Below are 17,997 nucleotides of genomic sequence, written 5' to 3'. Positions count from 1 at the left end.
AACTGATGAGACTACGCAAGGGGCTGGCCGTCACGGCCATCGCCGCGGCCGGCATCCTCGGCCTCAGCGCCTGTACCGACTCCGCAGACACCGGCAGTGCGCCGGAGCAGGAGGTGCAGGAGGACGTCGAATTCGAGGCGGGCACCACGATGGCCGAGCTCAACGAGGCGGGCAAGATCACCATCGGCACCAAGTTCGACCAGCCGCTGTTCGGTCAGGTTGACGCCGACGGCAACCCGCAGGGCTTCGACGTCGAGATCGGCAAGATCATCGCGGCCGAGCTCGGCATCCCCGAGGACGGCATCGAATGGAAGGAAGCGCAGTCCGCGAACCGCGAGCCCTTCATCCAGTCGGGTGAGGTGGACATCGTCATCGCGACCTACACGATCAACGACAAGCGCAAAGAGGTCATCGACTTCGCCGGCCCGTACTACAACGCCGGTCAGGACTTCCTCGTGCTCGAGGGCAACCCCGAGGGCATCGAAGGCCCCGAGGATGTCGCCGGCAAGGCGGTCTGCACCGTCACCGGGTCGACCTCCGAGGCGAACATCCGCGAGTACACCGACAACGTCGTCGCGCTCGGCGGCTACGCCGAGTGCCTCGAGCCGCTGCGTCAGGGCTCGGTCGTCGCGCTGACCACCGACAACGTGATCCTCGCCGGTCTCGCCGACCAGAACGCGGGCGAGTTCGAGGTCGTCGGCAACCCCTTCACCGAGGAGCCCTACGGCATCGGCCTCGAGAAGGGCGACGACGCGTTCCGCACGTTCATCAACGACACGCTCGAGGCGGCGTTCGACGACGGCCGCTGGGCGGACGCGTGGGAGGCCACCGCGGGCACCGTGCTCGAACTGCCGGAGCCCCCGACGGTCGACCGCTACTGAGTCGAACCTGACGACGGCCCGCCCGGACGCGCGTCCGGGCGGGCCGTTCCCCGCCCTTCCTTCGACCCGAGAGGTGACATGGACGCCATCATCGAGAACCTGCCGAGGTTCGTCGACGGGTTCCTGATGACGCTGCGGCTGCTCGTGATCTCCGGCGCCGGCGCGCTCGTGCTCGGCACGATCGTCGCCGCGATGCGCATCTCTCCCGTCGCGGCGTTCCGCGGCTTCGCGACGGTGTACACCGAGCTGCTGCGCAACACCCCGCTCACGCTCATCCTGTTCTTCTGCGCCTTCGTGCTGCCGATCCTCGACGTCGACTTCGACTACGTGACGTTCGCGCTCATCGGCCTCACCTTCTACACCTCGCCCTTCGTCGCCGAGGCCGTGCGATCGGGCGTCAACGGCGTGCCCGTCGGTCAGGCCGAGGCGGCTCGGGCGATCGGGCTGGACTTCCGGCAGACGCTCGGCGCGGTGGTGCTGCCGCAGGCGATCCGCATGGTGATCCCGCCGCTCATCAACGTGCTCATCGCGCTCACCAAGAACACCTCGGTCGCGGGCGGCTTCGCCGTCGTCGAGCTGTTCGCGACCTCGCGGCAGATCGTGCAGTTGCGGGGCGACGAGGTCATCCCGATCATGCTCGGCATAGCCGTGCTCTACCTCGTCATCACGGTGCCGCTCGGCCAGTTCGCCGGCGCCCTCGAGCGGAAGGTGGCGGTGCTGCGATGACCAGCGTGCTCTACGACGTGCCCGGGCCGAAGGCCCGTCGACGCTCCCTGCTCATCTCGATCCTCGGCGGTCTCGTGATCCTCGCCGGACTCGCCGCGATCGTGGTCATGCTCGCCGCGCCGCGCGTCAACGCCGGCGGCGTCGAGACGCCCGGGATGTTCGACCCCAGCCGGTGGGACATCCTCGCCGACCGCGCCCTCTGGCGCACCATCCTGCAGCGCGGTCTGCTCGCAACCCTCCAGATGGCTGCTGTGGCCGCCGTCGGGGCGCTCGTGCTCGGCGTGCTGCTCTCGATGGCCCGCACCGCTCGCACCGCGTTCATCCGCATCCCGGCGATCATCGTCATCGAGTTCCTGCGCGGCATGCCGGTGCTGCTGCTCATGCTCTTCACGCTCCTGGTCTTCTCGACCGGCGCGTACTGGGCGGGCGTCATCGGCCTCGTGCTCTACAACGGTGCGATCATCGGCGAGGCGCTGCGGGCGGGCATCAACTCACTGCCGCGCGGACAGCGCGAATCGGGCCTCGCGATCGGCCTCACCCCGCTGCAGACGCGCTTCTCGATCGAGTTCCCGCAGGCGTTCCGGCAGATGCTGCCGATCATCATCGCGCAGCTCGTCGTGCTGCTGAAGGACACCTCGCTCGCCTCGATCATCGGCTACCAGGAGCTGCTCAACATCGGCCTGCGGCAGGCCACGACGACGTTCGGCAGCCGCTACCTCTTCACGTTGTTCTTCGTCGTGCTTGCGGTCTACCTCGCGGTGAACCTCCTCTTGTCGTGGCTGGCCCGGTTGCTCGCGCGGCGCACGGCCTCCGGCCGAGGCGGCCGTCGCACCAAGCAGGCGGCACGGGTCGTGCAGCAGCTCGGCGGCGCGGGGATGGCCGGCACGCAACTGCCGGTGACCTTCGACGACCGCAGCGGCGGGGCGTTCCCGTCCGGCAGTGGATCCGATTCCGGTGCGTCCGGCGGCTCGGGCGACGGCGGCGGCAACCCCTAGCGCTCGGTAGACTCGACCCTCGTGTCAGATGCCCCCTCGATCAGCGAGTCCGGTGTCGCCGAGGCGGTCGAGGCCGCGCTCGCGGCGATCGCCGCAGCGACGAGCTCCGACGAGCTGAAGTCCGCCCGTTCCGCCCACGCGGGGGAGTCCTCGCCGCTCGCGCGCTTCAACGCGCAACTGCGCGACGTGCCCGCCGACCGGAAGGCCGAGTTCGGCAAGCTCGTCGGCCAGGCCCGCGGCCGGGTCAACGGCGCGATCGCCGCGCGGGAGGCCGAGCTCGTCGAGGCGGAGGAGGCGGCGCGGCTCGAGGCCGAGACGGTAGACGTGACCGCGGTGCCGCCGCGGTGGACGCCCGGCGCACGGCATCCGCTGACGCTGCTCATGGAGCAGATGAGCGACGTCTTCGTCGGCATGGGATGGGAGGTCGCGGAAGGTCCCGAGCTCGAGAACGAGTGGTTCAACTTCGACGCGCTGAACTTCGACGAGGACCACCCTGCCCGCGCGATGCAGGACACGTTCTTCATCGATCCCGTGGAGCGTCACCTCGTGCTGCGCACGCACACGTCCCCGGTGCAGGTGCGCTCCCTGCTCGGACGCCCCCTGCCGCTGTACGTCGTCGCACCCGGCCGGGTGTATCGCACCGACGAGCTCGACGCCACCCACACCCCCGTCTTCCACCAGATCGAGGGCATCGCGATCGACCGCGGGCTCACCATGGCGCACCTGCGCGGCACGCTCGAGCACCTCGCCCGGTCGATGTTCGGCCCGGAGGCGCAGATCCGGCTGCGTCCCAACTACTTCCCGTTCACCGAGCCGAGCGCCGAGATGGACGTCTGGCAGCCGAACGCGAAGGGTGGCGCGCGCTGGGTCGAATGGGGCGGATGCGGCATGGTCAACCCGAACGTGCTGCGCGCGGCCGGCATCGACCCGGACGAGTTCCAGGGCTTCGCGTTCGGCATGGGCATCGAGCGCACCCTGCAGTTCCGCAACGACATGAACGACATGCGTGACATGGTCGAGGGCGACATCCGCTTCTCGCAGCAGTTCGGGATGGTGGTCTGATGCGTGTACCGGTGAGCTGGCTCGGCGAATGGGTCGACCTGCCCGACACCGTCACGGCGGAGCACCTGCACGCCGCGCTCGTGAAGGTCGGCCTCGAAGAGGAGGACGTACACGGCTTCGGGGTCGAAGGACCGGTCGTCGTCGGCCGCGTGCTCGACTTCGTCGACGAACCGCAGTCGAACGGCAAGACGATCCGCTGGTGCCAGGTCGACGTGGGGGAGGACGCCCCCCGCGGAATCGTCTGCGGCGCCCACAACTTCGCCGTCGGCGACTCCGTCGTCGTGACGCTGCCGGGCGCCGTGCTGCCCGGGCCGTTCCCCATCGCGGCGCGCAAGACGTACGGGCATGTCTCCGACGGCATGATCGCCTCCGTCAAGGAACTCGGCCTCGGTGAGGACCACGCCGGCATCCTCGTGCTCTCGACCCTCGGCATCGAGGCGGAGCCGGGGACGGATGCCCGTGCCCTGCTCGGTCTGGACGACTTCGCCGTCGAGGTCAACGTCACCCCCGATCGCGGCTACGCGTTCTCGGTGCGCGGGATCGCCCGCGAGTACTCGCACTCCACCGGCGCCGCCTTCCGCGATCCCGCGGACGCCCTCGAGGTCGGCGGCGCCGCCGGCTTCCCGGTGTCGATCGACGAGGACGCCCCGATCCGCGGCCGTGCCGGCTGCGACGTGTTCGTCACGCGCGTGGTGCGCGGCATCGACGCCACCCGGCCGACGCCGGCGTGGATGATCGCCCGCCTCAAGCTCGCCGGCATCCGGTCGATCTCGCTCGCCGTCGACGTCACCAACTACGTCATGTGGGAGCTCGGACAGCCCATCCACGGCTACGACCTCGCGAAGCTCACCGGCGGGATCACCGTGCGCCGCGCGCGCGACGGGGAGACCCTCACCACGCTCGACGACGTCACGCGCACCCTGCACCCCGAAGACCTGCTCATCACCGACCACTCGGGTCCGGTCGGGCTCGCCGGCGTGATGGGCGGCGCGAGCACCGAGATCGGCGCGACGACGACCGACGTACTCATCGAGGCGGCGAACTTCGACCCGGTGTCGATCGCCCGCACCGCGCGCCGGCACAAGCTGCCCAGCGAAGCGTCCAAGCGCTTCGAACGCGGCGTGGACCCCGCGGTCGCGCGCGTCGCCGCGGAGCGCGTCGCGCGGCTGCTCGTCGAGCTCGGTGGTGGCGTCATCGACGCGCTCGGCTCCGAGTACGACGTCACGACGCCGGCGGCGGTCATCGAGCTGCCCGCCGACGCCGCCACGCGCCTCGTCGGCGTGCCGTACACCGCCGACGAGGTCGCCGCGACCCTTCGGCAGATCGGCGCGACCGTCGAGGCGGGGGAGCCGATGCGGGTCACCCCGCCGAGCTGGCGTCCCGACCTCGTCGACGTGCCGAGCCTCGTCGAGGAGGTCGCCCGCATCCGCGGCTACGACGCGATCCCGTCGCTGCTGCCCGTCGCGCCCCCGGGACGCGGACTGAGCCGAGCGCAGCGACTGCGTCGTGCGGTCGCGACGCAGCTCGCCGCCGGCGGCGGCACGGAGGTGCTCGCCTATCCGTTCGTGAGCGAGGCGCGTCAGCGGTTGTTCTCCGGCGACGCGCCGTCGATCAGGCTCGCCAACGCGCTCGACTCCGAGGCCGCGCTGCTGCGCCGCTCACTGCTGCCGGGACTCATCGACATCGCGCGCCGCAATCTCTCCCGCGGCTTGACCGACCTCGCGCTGTTCGAGATCGGCACGGTCTTCCTGCCCGAGAGTGGACGCCGCTACGGGTCGGACACCCTGCCCCGAGGGGCGGCACTCCCGGAGGCCGAGGTGCTGCGCGAGCTCCACGACTCCCTTCCCGCCCAGCCGTGGCACGTCGGCGCCCTCTTCGTAGGGAACGCCGTGCCGCGCGGTCCCGGTCGTGCGGCCGAGTCGGCCGGATTGGCCGACGCGCTCGCGGCCGTGCAGCAGCTCGGTGCCGCCGTGGGGGCCGCCCTGCGCGTCGAGACCGGGTCGCACCCGGCCCTCCATCCGGGACGCACCGCACGGGTGCTGTGCGGGGACGTCGAGGTCGGCGTCGCCGGGGAGCTCCTGCCCGCGCTCGCCGCGGACGCCGACCTTCCGCGCGTCGTCGCGATCGTCGAGCTCGACCTCGACGCGGTCATCGCCGCCGCGCCGGTCGACGTCGTACCCTCGCCGATCTCCGGCTACCCGGCGGCGACGCAGGACCTGTCGCTCGTCGTCGCGACGGACGTGCCCGCCGCCGAGGTGCTCGAAGCCGTCCGCGCGGGCGCCGGCCCCCTGCTCGAGCACGTGCACCTCGTCGACGACTACCGCGGCACCGGCCTCGAGCCGGGCACCAAGTCGCTCACGTTCGCCTTGCGCTTCCGGGCTGCGGACCGCACGCTCACGGCGGCCGAGGCGACCGAGGCGAAGCTCGCCGGGGTCGCGCGCGCGACGGACCTGACCGGGGCGACCCTCCGCGAGTAGCTCCCGCGGCAGCGAGAGCGGAGCTGCCGGGCGGTTTCGCGCGGCAGCGAGAGCGGATATCCGGCGCGGCGCGCCGTGGATCGGTTGCGCCGCGCCGACGCGCGATTGTGGGTTCCGCTCTCCCTGCACGACCGCGAGGCGCCGACCACCCGCATCCGCTGCACTCCCGGACCGGGGGCGCCGCACCGGCCCGCGATTGGCGGCACGTGGGACGGACCGATACGGTGGTGGGGTGAGCGACACGCGCGGCATCCCGACGGCCCTGGGCCGTCGTCTGCGCCGTCGCACCCGCGGCGAGCGACGCTAGGCGACGCGGCAACCCGGCCTCAGGCCGCGCTGCGTCGCCGTCGATGGTCTCTGCCCGACTCTCACGAAACGAGGAGCCATGTCCCTCACGGTCGCCGTCGCCGGCGCCAGTGGCTACGCCGGGGGAGAGCTGCTGCGTCTGCTCGCCTCCCACCCCCACCTGCGCGTGACGACCGTCACCGCGCACTCGAACGCCGGCCAGCGTCTCATCGATGTGCAGCCCCACCTGCGTTCGCTCGCCCATCTCGATCTCGTCGAGACGACGGCGGAGAACCTCCGCGGTCACGACGTCGTCTTCCTCGCCCTGCCGCACGGCGCGTCCGGCGCGATCACCGCGGAGCTCGGCGACGACGCCCTCGTCGTCGACTGCGGAGCCGACCACCGGCTCGTCGACGAGGACGCGTGGGCACGCTTCTACGGCGGCGACTTCTACGGCGCCTGGCCCTACGGTCTGCCGGAACTTCCACTCGCCGGCGGAGGAGCCCAGCGCGAACGGCTGCGTGACGCCCGTCGCATCGCCGTTCCCGGCTGCAACGTGACCGCCATCACCCTCGGCCTCGCGCCGGCGGTGGGGGCCGGACTCGTCGCCGCGGACGACCTCGTCGCCGTGCTCGCCGTCGGCACCTCCGGTGCGGGCAAGGCGCTCAAGCCCCACCTGCTCGCGAGCGAGATCATGGGATCCGCCTCCGCCTACGGGGTCGGCGGCGTCCACCGGCACACGCCCGAGATCCAGCAGAACCTCGCCGCCGCGGGCGGGGACGACGTGCACATCTCGTTCACGCCGGTGCTCGTGCCGATGTCCCGCGGCATCCTCGCCACGTCGACCGCCCGCGTGCGCGACGGCGTCACCGAGGAGGAGCTGCGCGAGGCGTACGGTCGCGCGTACGACGGCGAACCGTTCGTGCACGTGCTCCCGGCGGGCGCGTTCCCCCGCACGGCCGACACCGTCGGGGCGAACACGGCCCTCATCGGGCTGGCCATCGACCTCGACGCGCGGCGCCTGGTGACCGTGACGGCGCTCGACAACCTCGTGAAGGGCACCGCCGGCGCCGCCATCCAGTCCGCCAACCTCGCCCTCGGACTCGACGAGACCGCCGGCCTGCCGATCGAGGGGGTCGCCCCGTGAGCGTCACCGACCCGAAGGGGTTCACCGCGAGCGGCGTGAGCGCCGGGCTCAAGACCAGCGGCGCCCTCGACCTGGCCCTCGTCGTCAGCACGGGACCGCGCCGACACGGGGCCGCCGTGTTCACGAGCAACCGGGCCAAGGCGAACCCGATCCTCTGGTCGGAACGCGCGGTCGTCGACGGACAGGTCACCGCCGTCGTGCTGAACTCCGGCGGGGCGAACTGCTTCACCGGCGCGCAGGGATTCCAGACCACGCACGCGACCGCCGAGGCGGTGGCGGAAGCGCTCGGGGTCTCCGCCGGTGACGTGCTCGTCTGCTCGACCGGTCTGATCGGTGAGCAGCTCGATCGCGACCGCCTGATGAGCGGCGTCGAGGCGGCCGCCGCGGCGCTCGCCGCGGACGGTGGGCCGGATGCGGCACGCGCGATCATGACGACCGATACCGTCCCCAAGACGGCCGTGGTACGCCGCGACGGCTGGAGCATCGGCGGCATGGCGAAGGGCGCCGGCATGCTCGCCCCCGCCCTCGCGACGATGCTCGTCGTGCTCACGACCGACGCGGACCTCGAGCCCGCGGAACTCGATGCGACCCTGCGGCGGGCCACCCGGGTGAGCTTCGACCGCCTCGACTCCGACGGCTGCACCTCGACGAACGACCAGGTGACTCTGCTCGCCTCGGGCGCCTCCGGCATCCGGCCCGATCTGGACGAGTTCACCAGCGCCCTCGCCGACCTGTGTCAGGACCTCGCCCGCCAGCTGATGGCGGATGCGGAGGGCGCTTCCCACGAGATCACCATCCGCGTCGTCGGGGCGGCGAGCGAGGACGACGCCGTCGAGGTCGGGCGTTCCGTCGCGCGCAACAACCTGTTCAAGACGGCGGTGTTCGGCAACGACCCCAACTGGGGCCGGGTGCTCGCCGCCATCGGCACGACCTCGGCCGCGTTCGACCCGTACCGGGTGGACGTCAGCATGAACGGCGTGCGGGTCTGCTCCGACGGCGCCCCGGACCGACCGCGCGACGAGGTGGACCTCACCCCACGCGCGCTCGACCTGCTCATCGACCTGAAGACCGGATCCGCGGAGGCGACCATCCTCACGAACGACCTCACGCACGACTACGTGCACGAGAACAGCGCGTACAGCTCGTGAACGCACGCACGAGCACCGAGGTCGCCGCCGGCAAGGCGGCGACGCTGATCGAGAGCCTGCCCTGGCTCAAGCGCTTCTCCGGCGAGACGATCGTCGTGAAGTTCGGCGGGAACGCCATGGTCGACGCCGATCTCATCCGGTCGTTCGCCGAGGACATGGTCTACCTGCGCTACGCCGGCATCCGCCCGGTCGTCGTGCACGGCGGCGGACCTCAGATTTCGGCGATGCTCGACCGTCTCGGCATCCGCAGCGAATTCGTCGGCGGCTACCGCGTGACCACCCCGGAGGCGATGGAGGTGGTGCGCATGGTATTGACGGGACAGGTCAGTCGCGAGCTGGTGAGCTCGATCAACGCGCACGGGCCGCTCGCATCGGCGGTCGCCGGGGAGGACGCGAGACTGTTCCAGGGACGCCGTCGCGGAGTGGTCGTCGACGGTGAACCCGTCGACATCGGCCTCGTCGGCGACGTCGTCGCGGTGGATCCCGCCGCGGTCATCGGCCACCTGGACGCCGGTCGCATCCCCGTCATCTCGACGATCGCCCCCGACATCGACGACCCCGAGCAGTCGCTCAACGTCAACGCCGACTCCGCCGCCGCCGCGCTCGCGGTGGCGCTCGGGGCGGCGAAGCTCGTGGTGCTCACCGACGTCGCCGGTCTCTACCGCGACTGGCCCGACCGGGAGTCCCTCGTCTCGGCCATCAGCGCGACAGAGCTGCGCGAGCTCATCCCACGCCTCGAGTCGGGCATGATCCCCAAGATGACCGCGTGCCTCGAGGCGGTCGACGGGGGAGTGCCGAAGGCCGCCATCATCGACGGCCGCATCCCGCATTCCATCCTCCTCGAGGTGTTCACCCACGAGGGCATCGGCACGGAGGTGACCGCGTGAGCACGGCAGACGACACGATCACGGCGACGGAGGACTACACCGCCCGGTTCGGGCGCGCCATGATGAAGTCCGCTCCCAGCCCGCTCGCGGTCATGGAGCGCGGCGAGGGCGCCCGGGTCTGGGACGTGGACGGCAAGAGCTACCTCGACTTCCTCGCCGGCATCGCGGTCAACTCGCTCGGATACGCGCACCCGGCCATGGTGCGCGCCGTGAGCGAGCAGGTGGCGACGTTGCAGCACGTCTCGAACTACTTCGCCACGCGACCGCAGATCGAACTCGCCGAACGGCTGCGCCGCGTGAGCGGTGCGGGCGAGACCGGGCGGGTGTACTACGGCAACTCGGGCGCGGAGGCGCTCGAGGCCGCCCTCAAACTCGCACGCTTGACCGGTCGGCCCCGCGTGCTCGCCCTCAAGAACGCCTTCCACGGGCGCACCATGGGGTCCCTGTCGCTCACCGGCAAGCCCGCCCTGCGCGAGGCGTTCGAACCGCTCATCCCGGGCATCGACCACATCGATTCGACCATCGAGGCGCTCGAGCGCGCGCTCGGCCCGGATGTCGGTGCCCTCGTGCTCGAGCCCATCAAGGGTGAAGCGGGCGTCGTCGACCTGCCGCAGGGTTACCTCGAACGGGCGAGGGAGCTGACCCACCGCCACGGCGTGCTGCTCATCCTCGACGAGGTGCAGACCGGCGCCGGCCGCACCGGCGACTGGTTCGCGTTCCAGCACCACGGCATCCGGCCCGACGCGATCGCGATCGCGAAGGGGATCGGCAGCGGCTTCCCCATCGGGGCGCTCGTCACCTTCGATGCGGCGAGCGACCTGTTCGCGATGGGCCACCACGGCAGCACGTTCGGCGGGAACCCGCTCGCGACGGCCACCGCCAACGCCGTGCTCGAGGAGATCGAGTCGGCCGACCTCGTCGGCAACGCCCGGCGTCGCGGCGAGCAGTTGCGCGAGGCGGTGCTGGGGCTCGGGTCGCCGCTCATCACCGACGTCAGCGGCCGCGGACTGCTGCTCGGCATCGGCCTCACGGAGCCGGCCGCACCGCGCGTCGCGACGGCGGCCCTGCGCCACGGGCTCATCATCAACGCGGCGAGCGAGACCCGCATCCGGCTCGCTCCGCCCCTCATCATCGGCGACGACGAGATCGCCGAGTTCCTCTCCCTCTTCACCGCGGCCCTGGAGGACGCAGCATGACCCGCCACTTCCTACGCGACGACGACATCACGCCCGCTGAGCAGATCCAGATCCTCGACCTCGCCGCAGAGTTGAAGGCCGACCGCTGGTCGCGCACCCCGCTCGCCGGTCCGCAGACCGTCGCCGTGATCTTCGACAAGTCCTCGACCCGCACCCGCGTCAGCTTCGCGGTCGGCATCGCCGACCTCGGCGGCAGCCCGCTCATCATCTCGACCGCGAACAGCCAGCTCGGGGGCAAGGAGACGCCGAGCGACACTGCGCGCGTGCTCGAGCGCATGGTCTCCGCGATCGTCTGGCGCACCTACGCGCAGTCAGGTCTCGAGGAGATGGCCGCCGGTACCCGCGTGCCGGTCGTGAACGCCCTCTCCGACGACTTCCACCCCTGCCAGCTGCTCGCCGACCTGCTGACGATCCGCGAGCACAAGGGCACCCTCTCCGGGCTCACGGTCACCTTCCTCGGCGACGGGGCGAGCAACATGGCCCAGAGCTATCTGCTGGCCGGAGCGACCGCAGGGATGCACGTGCGCGTCGCCGCGCCCGCCGAGTTCGCGCCCGCGGCCGACGTGGTGACCGACGCCGAGCGCATCGCCTCGGGAACCGGGGGTTCCGTCGCCGTACTGACCGACCCGGTGCAGGCCGTGACGGGGGCCGACGTGGTCGTGACGGACACCTGGGTGTCGATGGGCAAAGAGGACGAGAAGGCGCACCGCGTCGGCGTCTTCGGCGGCTACCAGGTGACGACGGAGACGATGACGCACGCGGCATCCGACGCCGTCTTCCTGCACTGCCTCCCCGCCGACCGCGGCTACGAGGTCGCCCCGGAGGTGATCGACGGTCCGCAGAGCGTCATCTGGGACGAGGCGGAGAACCGCCTGCACGCGCAGAAGGCCCTGCTGGTCTGGCTCCTCGAACGCGCGGGATGACGCGGGAGGCGCAGAGCCGCGGCGTCACCTCGGGTTCAGACCCGCGTGAGGGCGTCGAGGAGTCGCTCGTCGCTGAAGAACAGGGCCATGTGCGCGCCCCAGTAGATGAGCGCGGCGATGATCCCCGCGCTGAGCGGTACCCAGAACGCGAGACGACGACGAGCCAGGAGCGGCACCGCGATCGCGACCGCGGCGAGGAACAGCACGACATGGCTGACCCCCACCACCCACTGCACCGCGCCCACCCCGGGACCGGCCTCGTAGTCCTCGACGCCGTACACCTCGGCGACCTGGTGCATGCTCTGCGGCAGTGCCGGCAGCGAGACGAGGGTGAACAGCGTCACGAGCAGGCCGAGCGTGAGCAGCACCGACGTGATGACGACGTCCGTCGTGCGCGGGGCGCGCGCCGGAGTCACCGGAGCGACTGGTGTGGCGTGCGCCGGCGGGACGGGCGCGCCGGTCGCGGCCCGCATCGTCTCGGGGTCGGCGTACTCGCCGTAGCGGGGCACGGGCGGTCGATCATCGCTCATGCTCCGAGGGTACCGAGCGCGGGCCTCCGCCGGCCTCGGCCCACCACCTAGACTGACCGCGATTCCACCAGGGAGAGACATGGCAGAACACGACGGATCCCGCGGCGCCCTGTGGGGAGCCCGCTTCGCGGAGGGTCCCTCGCCGGAGCTCGTCGCGCTGAGCCGGTCGACGCACTTCGACTGGGCGCTCGCCGCGTACGACATCGCCGGCTCGCGCGCGCACGCCCTCGCGCTCGCCGAAGCGGGCTACCTCGCCCCCGACGAGCTCGAACGGATGCTCGAGGGCCTCGAGGTCGTCCGCGGGGGAGTCGAGGCGGGCACCATCCGTCCGCTCGAGTCCGATGAGGACGTGCACTTCGCCCTCGAGCGCGAACTCATCGCCGTGGTCGGCCCGGAGCTCGGCGGACGGCTCCGCGCCGGACGCAGCCGCAACGACCAGATCGCGACGCTCGTCCGCCTGTACCTGCTCGACCACGCCGCCGCGATCTCGCACCTCGTCGTGCGCCTCATCGACGCGATCGCCGCGCAGGCGGAGGCCCACCGCGACGCCCCCATGCCGGGTCGCACCCATCTGCAGCACGCGCAGCCGGTGCTGCTCGCCCACCACCTGCTCGCCCACGCGTGGCCGCTCGTGCGCGACCTCGAGCGTCTGCGCGACTGGCGCGCCCGCGCGGCGCGCTCCCCGTACGGCGCCGGGGCGCTCGCCGGCGGTGCGCTCGGACTCGATCCGCGGCTCGTCGCCCGGGAGCTCGGGCTCGGCGAGCCGACGGAGAACTCGATCGACGCGACCTCCTCCCGCGACGTCGTCGCGGAGTTCGCGTTCATCGCGGCGCAGCTGGGGGTCGACCTCTCCCGCTTCGCCGAGGACATCATCCTCTGGGCCACGCGCGAGGTGGGTTTCGTGCGCCTGCACGACGGCTACTCGACGGGATCGTCGATCATGCCGCAGAAGAAGAACCCCGACATCGCGGAGCTCGCACGCGGCAAGTCCGGTCGCCTCGTCGGCAACCTCGCCGGGCTGCTCACGACGCTCAAGGGGCTGCCGCTGGCCTACAACCGCGATCTGCAGGAGGACAAGGAGCCGGTCTTCGACTCCGTCGTCACCCTCGAGGTGCTCCTGCCCGCCTTCACCGGCATGGTCGAGACGCTCGTCTTCGACACCGAGCGCATGGCCTCGCTCGCCCCGGAGGGGTTCTCGCTCGCGACGGATGTGGCCGACTGGCTCGTGCGCCGTCGTGTGCCGTTCCGCGAGGCGCACGAGATCAGCGGGGCGCTCGTGCGCTTCTGCGAGGAGCACGGGTTGCAACTGCACGAACCGACCGACGAGCAGTACGCCGCGGTGTCGCCGCACCTCACCGGCGAGGTGCGCGAGGCGCTCACCGTCGCGGGCTCGCTCGCGAGCCGGTCCGGCGTCGGCGGGACGGCTCCCGACCGCGTCGCCGAGCAGCTCGCCGAACTCACCCGCCGCGTGCGGGAGTTCGAGCTCGGGGGAGCGGCGTGACCCTGCGCCGCGACGGCCGCCCGCCTCGGCGGCCGGAATCGCGACGACCCTGGATCGCGCCGGTCGCCGCGGCCGTCGCGGTGCTCGTCATCGGCTTCGTCGTGGTCGTCGTGGTCGTCACCGGACAGCGCCTCTTCTGACGTGTTCGACCGAACCCTGCTCGAGCGGCCCGCCGTCGAGGTCGCCCCGCTGCTGCTCGGCTCGGTGATCCGGCGCGGCGAGGTCGCCGTGCGGATCACCGAGGTCGAGGCGTACATGGGCGAGGTCGACCCGGGCTCGCACGCCTTCCGCGGACGCACCAACCGCAACGCGGTGATGTACGGCCCGCCCGGGCACCTCTACACCTACTTCACCTACGGGATGCACACGTGCGCGAACGTCGTCTGCATGCCCGAGGGCATCGCGGGCGGGGTGCTGCTGCGCGCCGGCCGGGTGGTCGACGGGGTGGAGATCGCCCGGGCACGCCGCACGTCGACCCGCGGCGACGACGACCTCGCGAAGGGTCCGGCTCGGCTCGTCGTCGCGCTCGGCATCACGCTCGCCGACGGCGGCACCGACCTCGAGTCCGGCGAGGTGCGCCTCGAGCTCGCGGAGCATCCGCCCGCCCACGCAGCCGGACCCCGCACGGGTGTCTCGGGCGCCGGGGGCACGGAGGAGTACCCCTGGCGGTTCTGGGTCCCGGGTGATCCGACGGTGTCGCCGTACAAGGCCCACGTGCCGAAGAAGCGCGGAATCGCCTCGTGACCGAGCGCCCGCTCACCTCCACCGAACGGCGGATCGACGGGCGCGCGCGGCGACTGCTCGACCGGCTGCCGTCCACCGGGGTGCGCGGCGTCCTCGTCGAGGTGCTCGCGTTCGGGCTCAAGCAGGCGTGGGCGTGCGTCTTCGGCGCCGCGATGCTCGCGGTGCTGCTCGCGTCCCGTCTCTGGTATCCGGACGACGCGGTCATCGCCCGCAACGACGCCCTCACGATCGCGGCCGTCGTCATCCAGGTGCTCATGGTGGTCTTCCGCCTGGAGTCCCTGCGGGAACTGCGGGTCATCGTGCTGTTCCACATCGTCGGAACGGTCATGGAGCTGTTCAAGACCGACGTGGGGTCGTGGACCTACGCCGCGGACGGCGTGCTGCGCATCGGCGCCGTGCCGCTGTTCAGCGGCTTCATGTACGCGGCCGTCGGGTCGTACCTCGTGCGCGTGCACCGGCTGTTCGATCTGCGATTCGACCGATACCCGCCGCGGTGGGCGACGGCGATCGTCGCCGCCGCGATCTACGTGAACTTCTTCACCCACCACTTCTGGTTCGATCTGCGCTGGATCCTCCTCGCGGCGGTCGTGCTGCTGTGGGGAGCGTGCGTCCAGCACGTACGGGTGTTCCGGCGGTCGTTCCGGATGCCCGTGCTGCTCGCGTTCCTGCTCGTCGCGACGTTCATCTGGGTCGCCGAGAATCTGGCGACGTGGTCGAACGCGTGGTTGTATCCGGATCAGCTCGACGGCTGGCAGCCGGTCTCGGTCACGAAGCTCGTCTCCTGGCTGCTGCTCATGATCATCTCGGTCGTGCTCGTGACGTGGGTCTACCCGCCGCAGCGCCCCGACGCGACCGGCGGCGGGCTCACGCGGCGAGCATGATGGCGGCGGTGCAGACGCCCGCCCAGACGAGACTCGCGAGCGTGCCGATGATGAACCGTTCACGCGCCTGCTCGTTCTCGAGCTCCGAGAAGCGCCCGAGGCCCTTCACCGCGACGATGACGGCGACCGCGGCGGCCTGCCCGACCACGACCGAGCCGATGAGGGCGATGCGCTCGAGGTAGCCGATGGTCGTGCCGCCGCGCAGGATCTCGCGGGGTGCGGGTGCCGGCTCGTTGGGCCGGCGCACGAGGATCCCGCCATGCGCGCCGAGCACGACGGTGTCGCGACTGGCGAAACGCAGGATGAGGGTCACGGCCGGGCTTCCGGCGATGACCCCGATGAGGCCCAGTCCGAGGCCGTGGAGTGCGCCGAGCAGCCCGACGGGCGCATCCGGAACGCCCCCGGCGATCATGACGAACGCGAGCGTGCCGACGACGGGGATGGCGCTCGGCACGACGAGCCAGTGCCGTTTCGGGCGCGTGGCGAACACGGCGAGCACGACGCCCGCCCAGGTGAGGAGCACGGCGAGGATCCACAGCACGAGCACGGCGACGTCGGTCATCGGCGGCCCCCTCCCTCGTGCGGCGCATCCAGGTCGGCGATGAGCGTAACAAGGGCGGCCGACGCCGCCGTGTCGGCGCGCAGGTCGGCGGCCCGGGCCCGCTTGCTCGCCGCTTGCGGGGTGATGCCGAGCCGCTCGGCGGCTTCCGCCTGGCTGAGTCCGGTCTCGAGCAGGTCGTGCAGCTCCCAGCCCTCACGGCTGCGGCGGGCGCGCACGACGAGCAGCAGGTCGACGAGCGCGTCGACGGCCCGGCCGTGCTCGGTGCCGTTCTCGAGCGCGAACCGCCGGGGCCGCTTCTTCGCCCGTTCGACGGCGTCCCTCGCGAACACGAAGGCGGCTCCCGCGGTCTCCCGCACGGTGGCGCCGAGGGGATCGGCGCTGCCGATGCCGCAGCCGACGCTCCACCGGCCCGACCGGGTCAGGTGCAGCACGATGCGGAGGGCGGCGCGAGCGTCGGCGGGAAGCAGCTGCAGCTCGTCGCCGGCGGTACGGTCGGCGGGCAGGAGCAGGCCCGGTCCCTCCGGGCCGTTCGCCCAGTCGAGCACGCCGCTCACGAGGTCGGCGCTGACGCGGCTGCCGACCTGGTCGGCCGTGATGACGATCATCTCAACCCCCTGACGTTGATCCCGAGATGATCAACCCTACAGACTCGATCAGTACCCGATCAACCCTCACGGGATGCGGGATGCCGTGGAGAGCCCGCTGCTAGCGTTGGGGAGTGACCACCGCACCGCAGAACCTGCACAATGACGGGAGTTTCGACGACGTCTGGGATGAGCTGGTGTATCGCGGCCTGGTGCACGTCTCCACCGACACCGCCGCGCTCAAGACGCTCCTCGCCGGACCGCCCATCACCTTCTACTGCGGTTTCGACCCGAGCGCGCCGAGTCTGCACCTCGGCAACCTCGTGCAACTGCTCGTGATGCGTCGGCTGCAACTCGCCGGCCATCGTCCGCTCGGCCTCGTCGGCGGCTCCACGGGCCTCATCGGCGACCCCCGGCCGACGGCGGAACGTGTGCTCAACGAGAAGGACGTCGTCGCGGCGTGGGTCGAGCGGCTGCAGGCGCAGATCTCGCGGTTCCTCGCCTTCGAGGGCGAGAACGCGGCGCGCCTGGTCAACAACCTCGACTGGACCGCGCCGATGAGCGCGATCGACTTCCTGCGCGACGTCGGCAAGTACTTCCGTGTCGGCACGATGCTGAAGAAGGATGCGGTCACCGCACGGCTCAACTCGAGCGAGGGCATCAGCTACACCGAGTTCAGCTACCAGATCCTGCAGGGGATGGACTTCCTCCACCTCTACCGCGACCACGGTTGCGTGCTGCAGACCGGCGGCAGCGACCAGTGGGGCAACCTCACGAGCGGCACCGACCTGATCCACAAGGCCGAGGGCGTGAGCGTGCATGCGATCGGCACCCCGCTCATCACCAACTCCGACGGCACCAAGTTCGGCAAGAGCGAGGGCAACGCCGTCTGGCTCGACCCCGAGATGACGAGCCCGTACGCGTTCTACCAGTTCTGGCTCAACACCGACGACGCCGACGTCATCCCGCGTCTGAAGATCTTCACCTTCCTGACGCGCGAGGAGATCGGCGCGCTCGAGCAGGCCACCGCCGACGCCCCGTTCAAGCGGGAGGCGCAGCGGCGGCTCGCGGCCGAGGTCACCACGCTCGTCCACGGCGCGGAGGCGACGGACGCCGCGATCGCCGCGTCGGCGGCTCTGTTCGGGCAGGGCGAGCTGCACGAGCTCGACGCGGGCACCCTCGAGGCGGCCCTCGCCGAGCTGCCCGGAGCGGTCGCGGAACCGGGTGCCGCCGTGGTGCAGCTGCTCGTCGACTCCGGCCTCACGGCGAGCTCGAGCGAGGCGCGCCGCGCCATCGCGCAAGGCGGCGTGTACCTCAACAACACGAAAGTGCCCGATGAGAACGCGACGCTCGACGACCTGCTGCACGGGCGCTTCGCGGTGCTCCGTCGCGGCAAGAAGACCCTCGCGGGCATCCGCGTCGGCTGACCCCGCGACCCTCCGGCGATTCCCGCTCGCCGCAGGGGCGC

At 71.5% G+C, this 17,997-nt stretch carries 18 protein-coding genes; 15 read left to right on the top strand and 3 right to left on the bottom strand.

The window, feature by feature from the left end:
* Positions 1–5 precede the first annotated feature (5 nt).
* The 10 genes from CLV46_RS10220 to argF all read left to right on the top strand — a co-directional run bounded on the left by CLV46_RS10220 (position 6) and on the right by argF (position 11,727).
* The gene (locus CLV46_RS10220; RefSeq protein ID WP_100364669.1) at positions 6–881 is read left to right on the top strand and encodes a glutamate ABC transporter substrate-binding protein; all 876 of its coding nucleotides are present in this window, start codon (positions 6–8) and stop codon (positions 879–881) included.
* A gap of 78 nt (positions 882–959) precedes the next feature.
* Positions 960–1,607 carry an amino acid ABC transporter permease gene (locus CLV46_RS10215; protein WP_100364668.1) on the top strand — a complete coding sequence of 216 codons (648 nt, stop codon included), beginning with the start codon at positions 960–962 and terminating at the stop codon, positions 1,605–1,607.
* A complete protein-coding gene (locus CLV46_RS10210; RefSeq protein ID WP_100364667.1) occupies positions 1,604–2,602 on the top strand; it encodes an ABC transporter permease subunit in 999 nt (332 codons plus the stop codon). Before CLV46_RS10215 ends, CLV46_RS10210 begins: the two co-directional genes overlap by 4 nt.
* Positions 2,603–2,623: 21 nt before the next feature.
* Positions 2,624–3,664: a phenylalanine--tRNA ligase subunit alpha gene (gene pheS, locus CLV46_RS10205; protein ID WP_100364666.1), complete on the top strand. Its 1,041-nt coding sequence runs from the start codon at positions 2,624–2,626 to the stop codon at positions 3,662–3,664.
* Positions 3,664–6,141 (top strand): phenylalanine--tRNA ligase subunit beta, encoded by a 2,478-nt coding sequence (gene pheT / locus CLV46_RS10200; RefSeq protein WP_100364665.1) that lies wholly within the window; start codon positions 3,664–3,666, stop codon positions 6,139–6,141. Before pheS ends, pheT begins: the two co-directional genes overlap by 1 nt.
* Before the next feature lie 385 nt (positions 6,142–6,526).
* Positions 6,527–7,573 carry an N-acetyl-gamma-glutamyl-phosphate reductase gene (gene argC, locus CLV46_RS10195; RefSeq protein ID WP_100364664.1) on the top strand — a complete coding sequence of 349 codons (1,047 nt, stop codon included), beginning with the start codon at positions 6,527–6,529 and terminating at the stop codon, positions 7,571–7,573.
* Positions 7,570–8,721 (top strand): bifunctional glutamate N-acetyltransferase/amino-acid acetyltransferase ArgJ, encoded by a 1,152-nt coding sequence (gene argJ, locus CLV46_RS10190; protein ID WP_100364663.1) that lies wholly within the window; start codon positions 7,570–7,572, stop codon positions 8,719–8,721. Before argC ends, argJ begins: the two co-directional genes overlap by 4 nt.
* Positions 8,718–9,608, top strand: a complete 891-nt coding sequence (gene argB, locus CLV46_RS10185) for an acetylglutamate kinase (protein ID WP_100364662.1) — start codon at positions 8,718–8,720, stop codon at positions 9,606–9,608. The genes argJ and argB overlap by 4 nt, the downstream gene beginning before the upstream one ends.
* Positions 9,605–10,804, top strand: a complete 1,200-nt coding sequence (locus tag CLV46_RS10180) for an acetylornithine transaminase (RefSeq protein ID WP_281253568.1) — start codon at positions 9,605–9,607, stop codon at positions 10,802–10,804. Before argB ends, CLV46_RS10180 begins: the two co-directional genes overlap by 4 nt.
* Positions 10,801–11,727 carry an ornithine carbamoyltransferase gene (argF, locus tag CLV46_RS10175; RefSeq protein ID WP_100364661.1) on the top strand — a complete coding sequence of 309 codons (927 nt, stop codon included), beginning with the start codon at positions 10,801–10,803 and terminating at the stop codon, positions 11,725–11,727. The genes CLV46_RS10180 and argF overlap by 4 nt, the downstream gene beginning before the upstream one ends.
* Positions 11,728–11,762: 35 nt before the next feature.
* On the opposite strand, the gene CLV46_RS10170 is transcribed toward argF, so the two are convergent.
* Entirely contained in the window at positions 11,763–12,257 is a 495-nt protein-coding gene (locus CLV46_RS10170) for a DUF6264 family protein (protein WP_100364660.1), read from the bottom strand.
* A 79-nt stretch (positions 12,258–12,336) separates the two neighbouring features.
* Here CLV46_RS10170 and argH point away from each other — a divergent pair, with 79 nt between their 5' ends.
* From argH to CLV46_RS10155, 4 genes are read left to right on the top strand one after another with little or no spacing between them, the layout of a single operon-like run.
* A complete protein-coding gene (gene argH / locus CLV46_RS10165; protein WP_100364659.1) occupies positions 12,337–13,758 on the top strand; it encodes an argininosuccinate lyase in 1,422 nt (473 codons plus the stop codon).
* On the top strand, positions 13,755–13,898 hold the full coding sequence (locus CLV46_RS16695; protein ID WP_157802295.1) for a hypothetical protein: 144 nt from the start codon (positions 13,755–13,757) through the stop codon (positions 13,896–13,898). Before argH ends, CLV46_RS16695 begins: the two co-directional genes overlap by 4 nt.
* A gap of 1 nt (position 13,899) precedes the next feature.
* Positions 13,900–14,502, top strand: coding sequence for a DNA-3-methyladenine glycosylase (locus CLV46_RS10160; protein WP_100364658.1), 603 nt, complete (start codon positions 13,900–13,902; stop codon positions 14,500–14,502).
* Complete coding sequence (locus tag CLV46_RS10155; protein ID WP_100364657.1) at positions 14,499–15,383, top strand: DUF817 domain-containing protein; 885 nt, start codon at positions 14,499–14,501, stop codon at positions 15,381–15,383. Before CLV46_RS10160 ends, CLV46_RS10155 begins: the two co-directional genes overlap by 4 nt.
* Here CLV46_RS10155 and CLV46_RS10150 read toward each other — a convergent pair.
* Positions 15,367–15,945 carry a hypothetical protein gene (locus tag CLV46_RS10150; protein ID WP_100364656.1) on the bottom strand — a complete coding sequence of 193 codons (579 nt, stop codon included), beginning with the start codon at positions 15,943–15,945 and terminating at the stop codon, positions 15,367–15,369. The two genes, CLV46_RS10155 and CLV46_RS10150, sit on opposite strands and share 17 nt — an antisense overlap.
* Positions 15,942–16,550 carry a DNA-binding protein gene (locus CLV46_RS10145; protein ID WP_100364655.1) on the bottom strand — a complete coding sequence of 203 codons (609 nt, stop codon included), beginning with the start codon at positions 16,548–16,550 and terminating at the stop codon, positions 15,942–15,944. The genes CLV46_RS10150 and CLV46_RS10145 overlap by 4 nt, the downstream gene beginning before the upstream one ends.
* Before the next feature lie 113 nt (positions 16,551–16,663).
* Here CLV46_RS10145 and tyrS point away from each other — a divergent pair, with 113 nt between their 5' ends.
* On the top strand, positions 16,664–17,956 hold the full coding sequence (gene tyrS / locus CLV46_RS10140) for a tyrosine--tRNA ligase (protein ID WP_100364654.1): 1,293 nt from the start codon (positions 16,664–16,666) through the stop codon (positions 17,954–17,956).
* Positions 17,957–17,997 lie beyond the last annotated feature (41 nt).

It is taken from the genome of Diaminobutyricimonas aerilata (genome assembly GCF_002797715.1).
GTDB classification, from domain to species: domain Bacteria; phylum Actinomycetota; class Actinomycetes; order Actinomycetales; family Microbacteriaceae; genus Diaminobutyricimonas; species Diaminobutyricimonas aerilata.
This window is presented reverse-complemented; position numbering and strand designations above follow the sequence as displayed.

Bases quoted from the DNA above. Each gene is read 5' to 3' on its own strand.
- argF (WP_100364661.1), top strand. From the start codon at position 10,801: ATGACCCGCCACTTCCTACGCGACGACGACATCACGCCCGCTGAGCAG.
- pheT (WP_100364665.1), top strand. From the start codon at position 3,664: ATGCGTGTACCGGTGAGCTGGCTCGGCGAATGGGTCGACCTGCCCGAC.
- CLV46_RS10210 (WP_100364667.1), top strand. From the start codon at position 1,604: ATGACCAGCGTGCTCTACGACGTGCCCGGGCCGAAGGCCCGTCGACGC.
- CLV46_RS10220 (WP_100364669.1), top strand. From the start codon at position 6: ATGAGACTACGCAAGGGGCTGGCCGTCACGGCCATCGCCGCGGCCGGC.
- CLV46_RS10145 (WP_100364655.1), bottom strand. From the start codon at position 16,550: ATGATCGTCATCACGGCCGACCAGGTCGGCAGCCGCGTCAGCGCCGAC.
- CLV46_RS10150 (WP_100364656.1), bottom strand. From the start codon at position 15,945: ATGACCGACGTCGCCGTGCTCGTGCTGTGGATCCTCGCCGTGCTCCTC.
- argH (WP_100364659.1), top strand. From the start codon at position 12,337: ATGGCAGAACACGACGGATCCCGCGGCGCCCTGTGGGGAGCCCGCTTC.
- CLV46_RS10170 (WP_100364660.1), bottom strand. From the start codon at position 12,257: ATGAGCGATGATCGACCGCCCGTGCCCCGCTACGGCGAGTACGCCGAC.
- CLV46_RS10215 (WP_100364668.1), top strand. From the start codon at position 960: ATGGACGCCATCATCGAGAACCTGCCGAGGTTCGTCGACGGGTTCCTG.
- argC (WP_100364664.1), top strand. From the start codon at position 6,527: ATGTCCCTCACGGTCGCCGTCGCCGGCGCCAGTGGCTACGCCGGGGGA.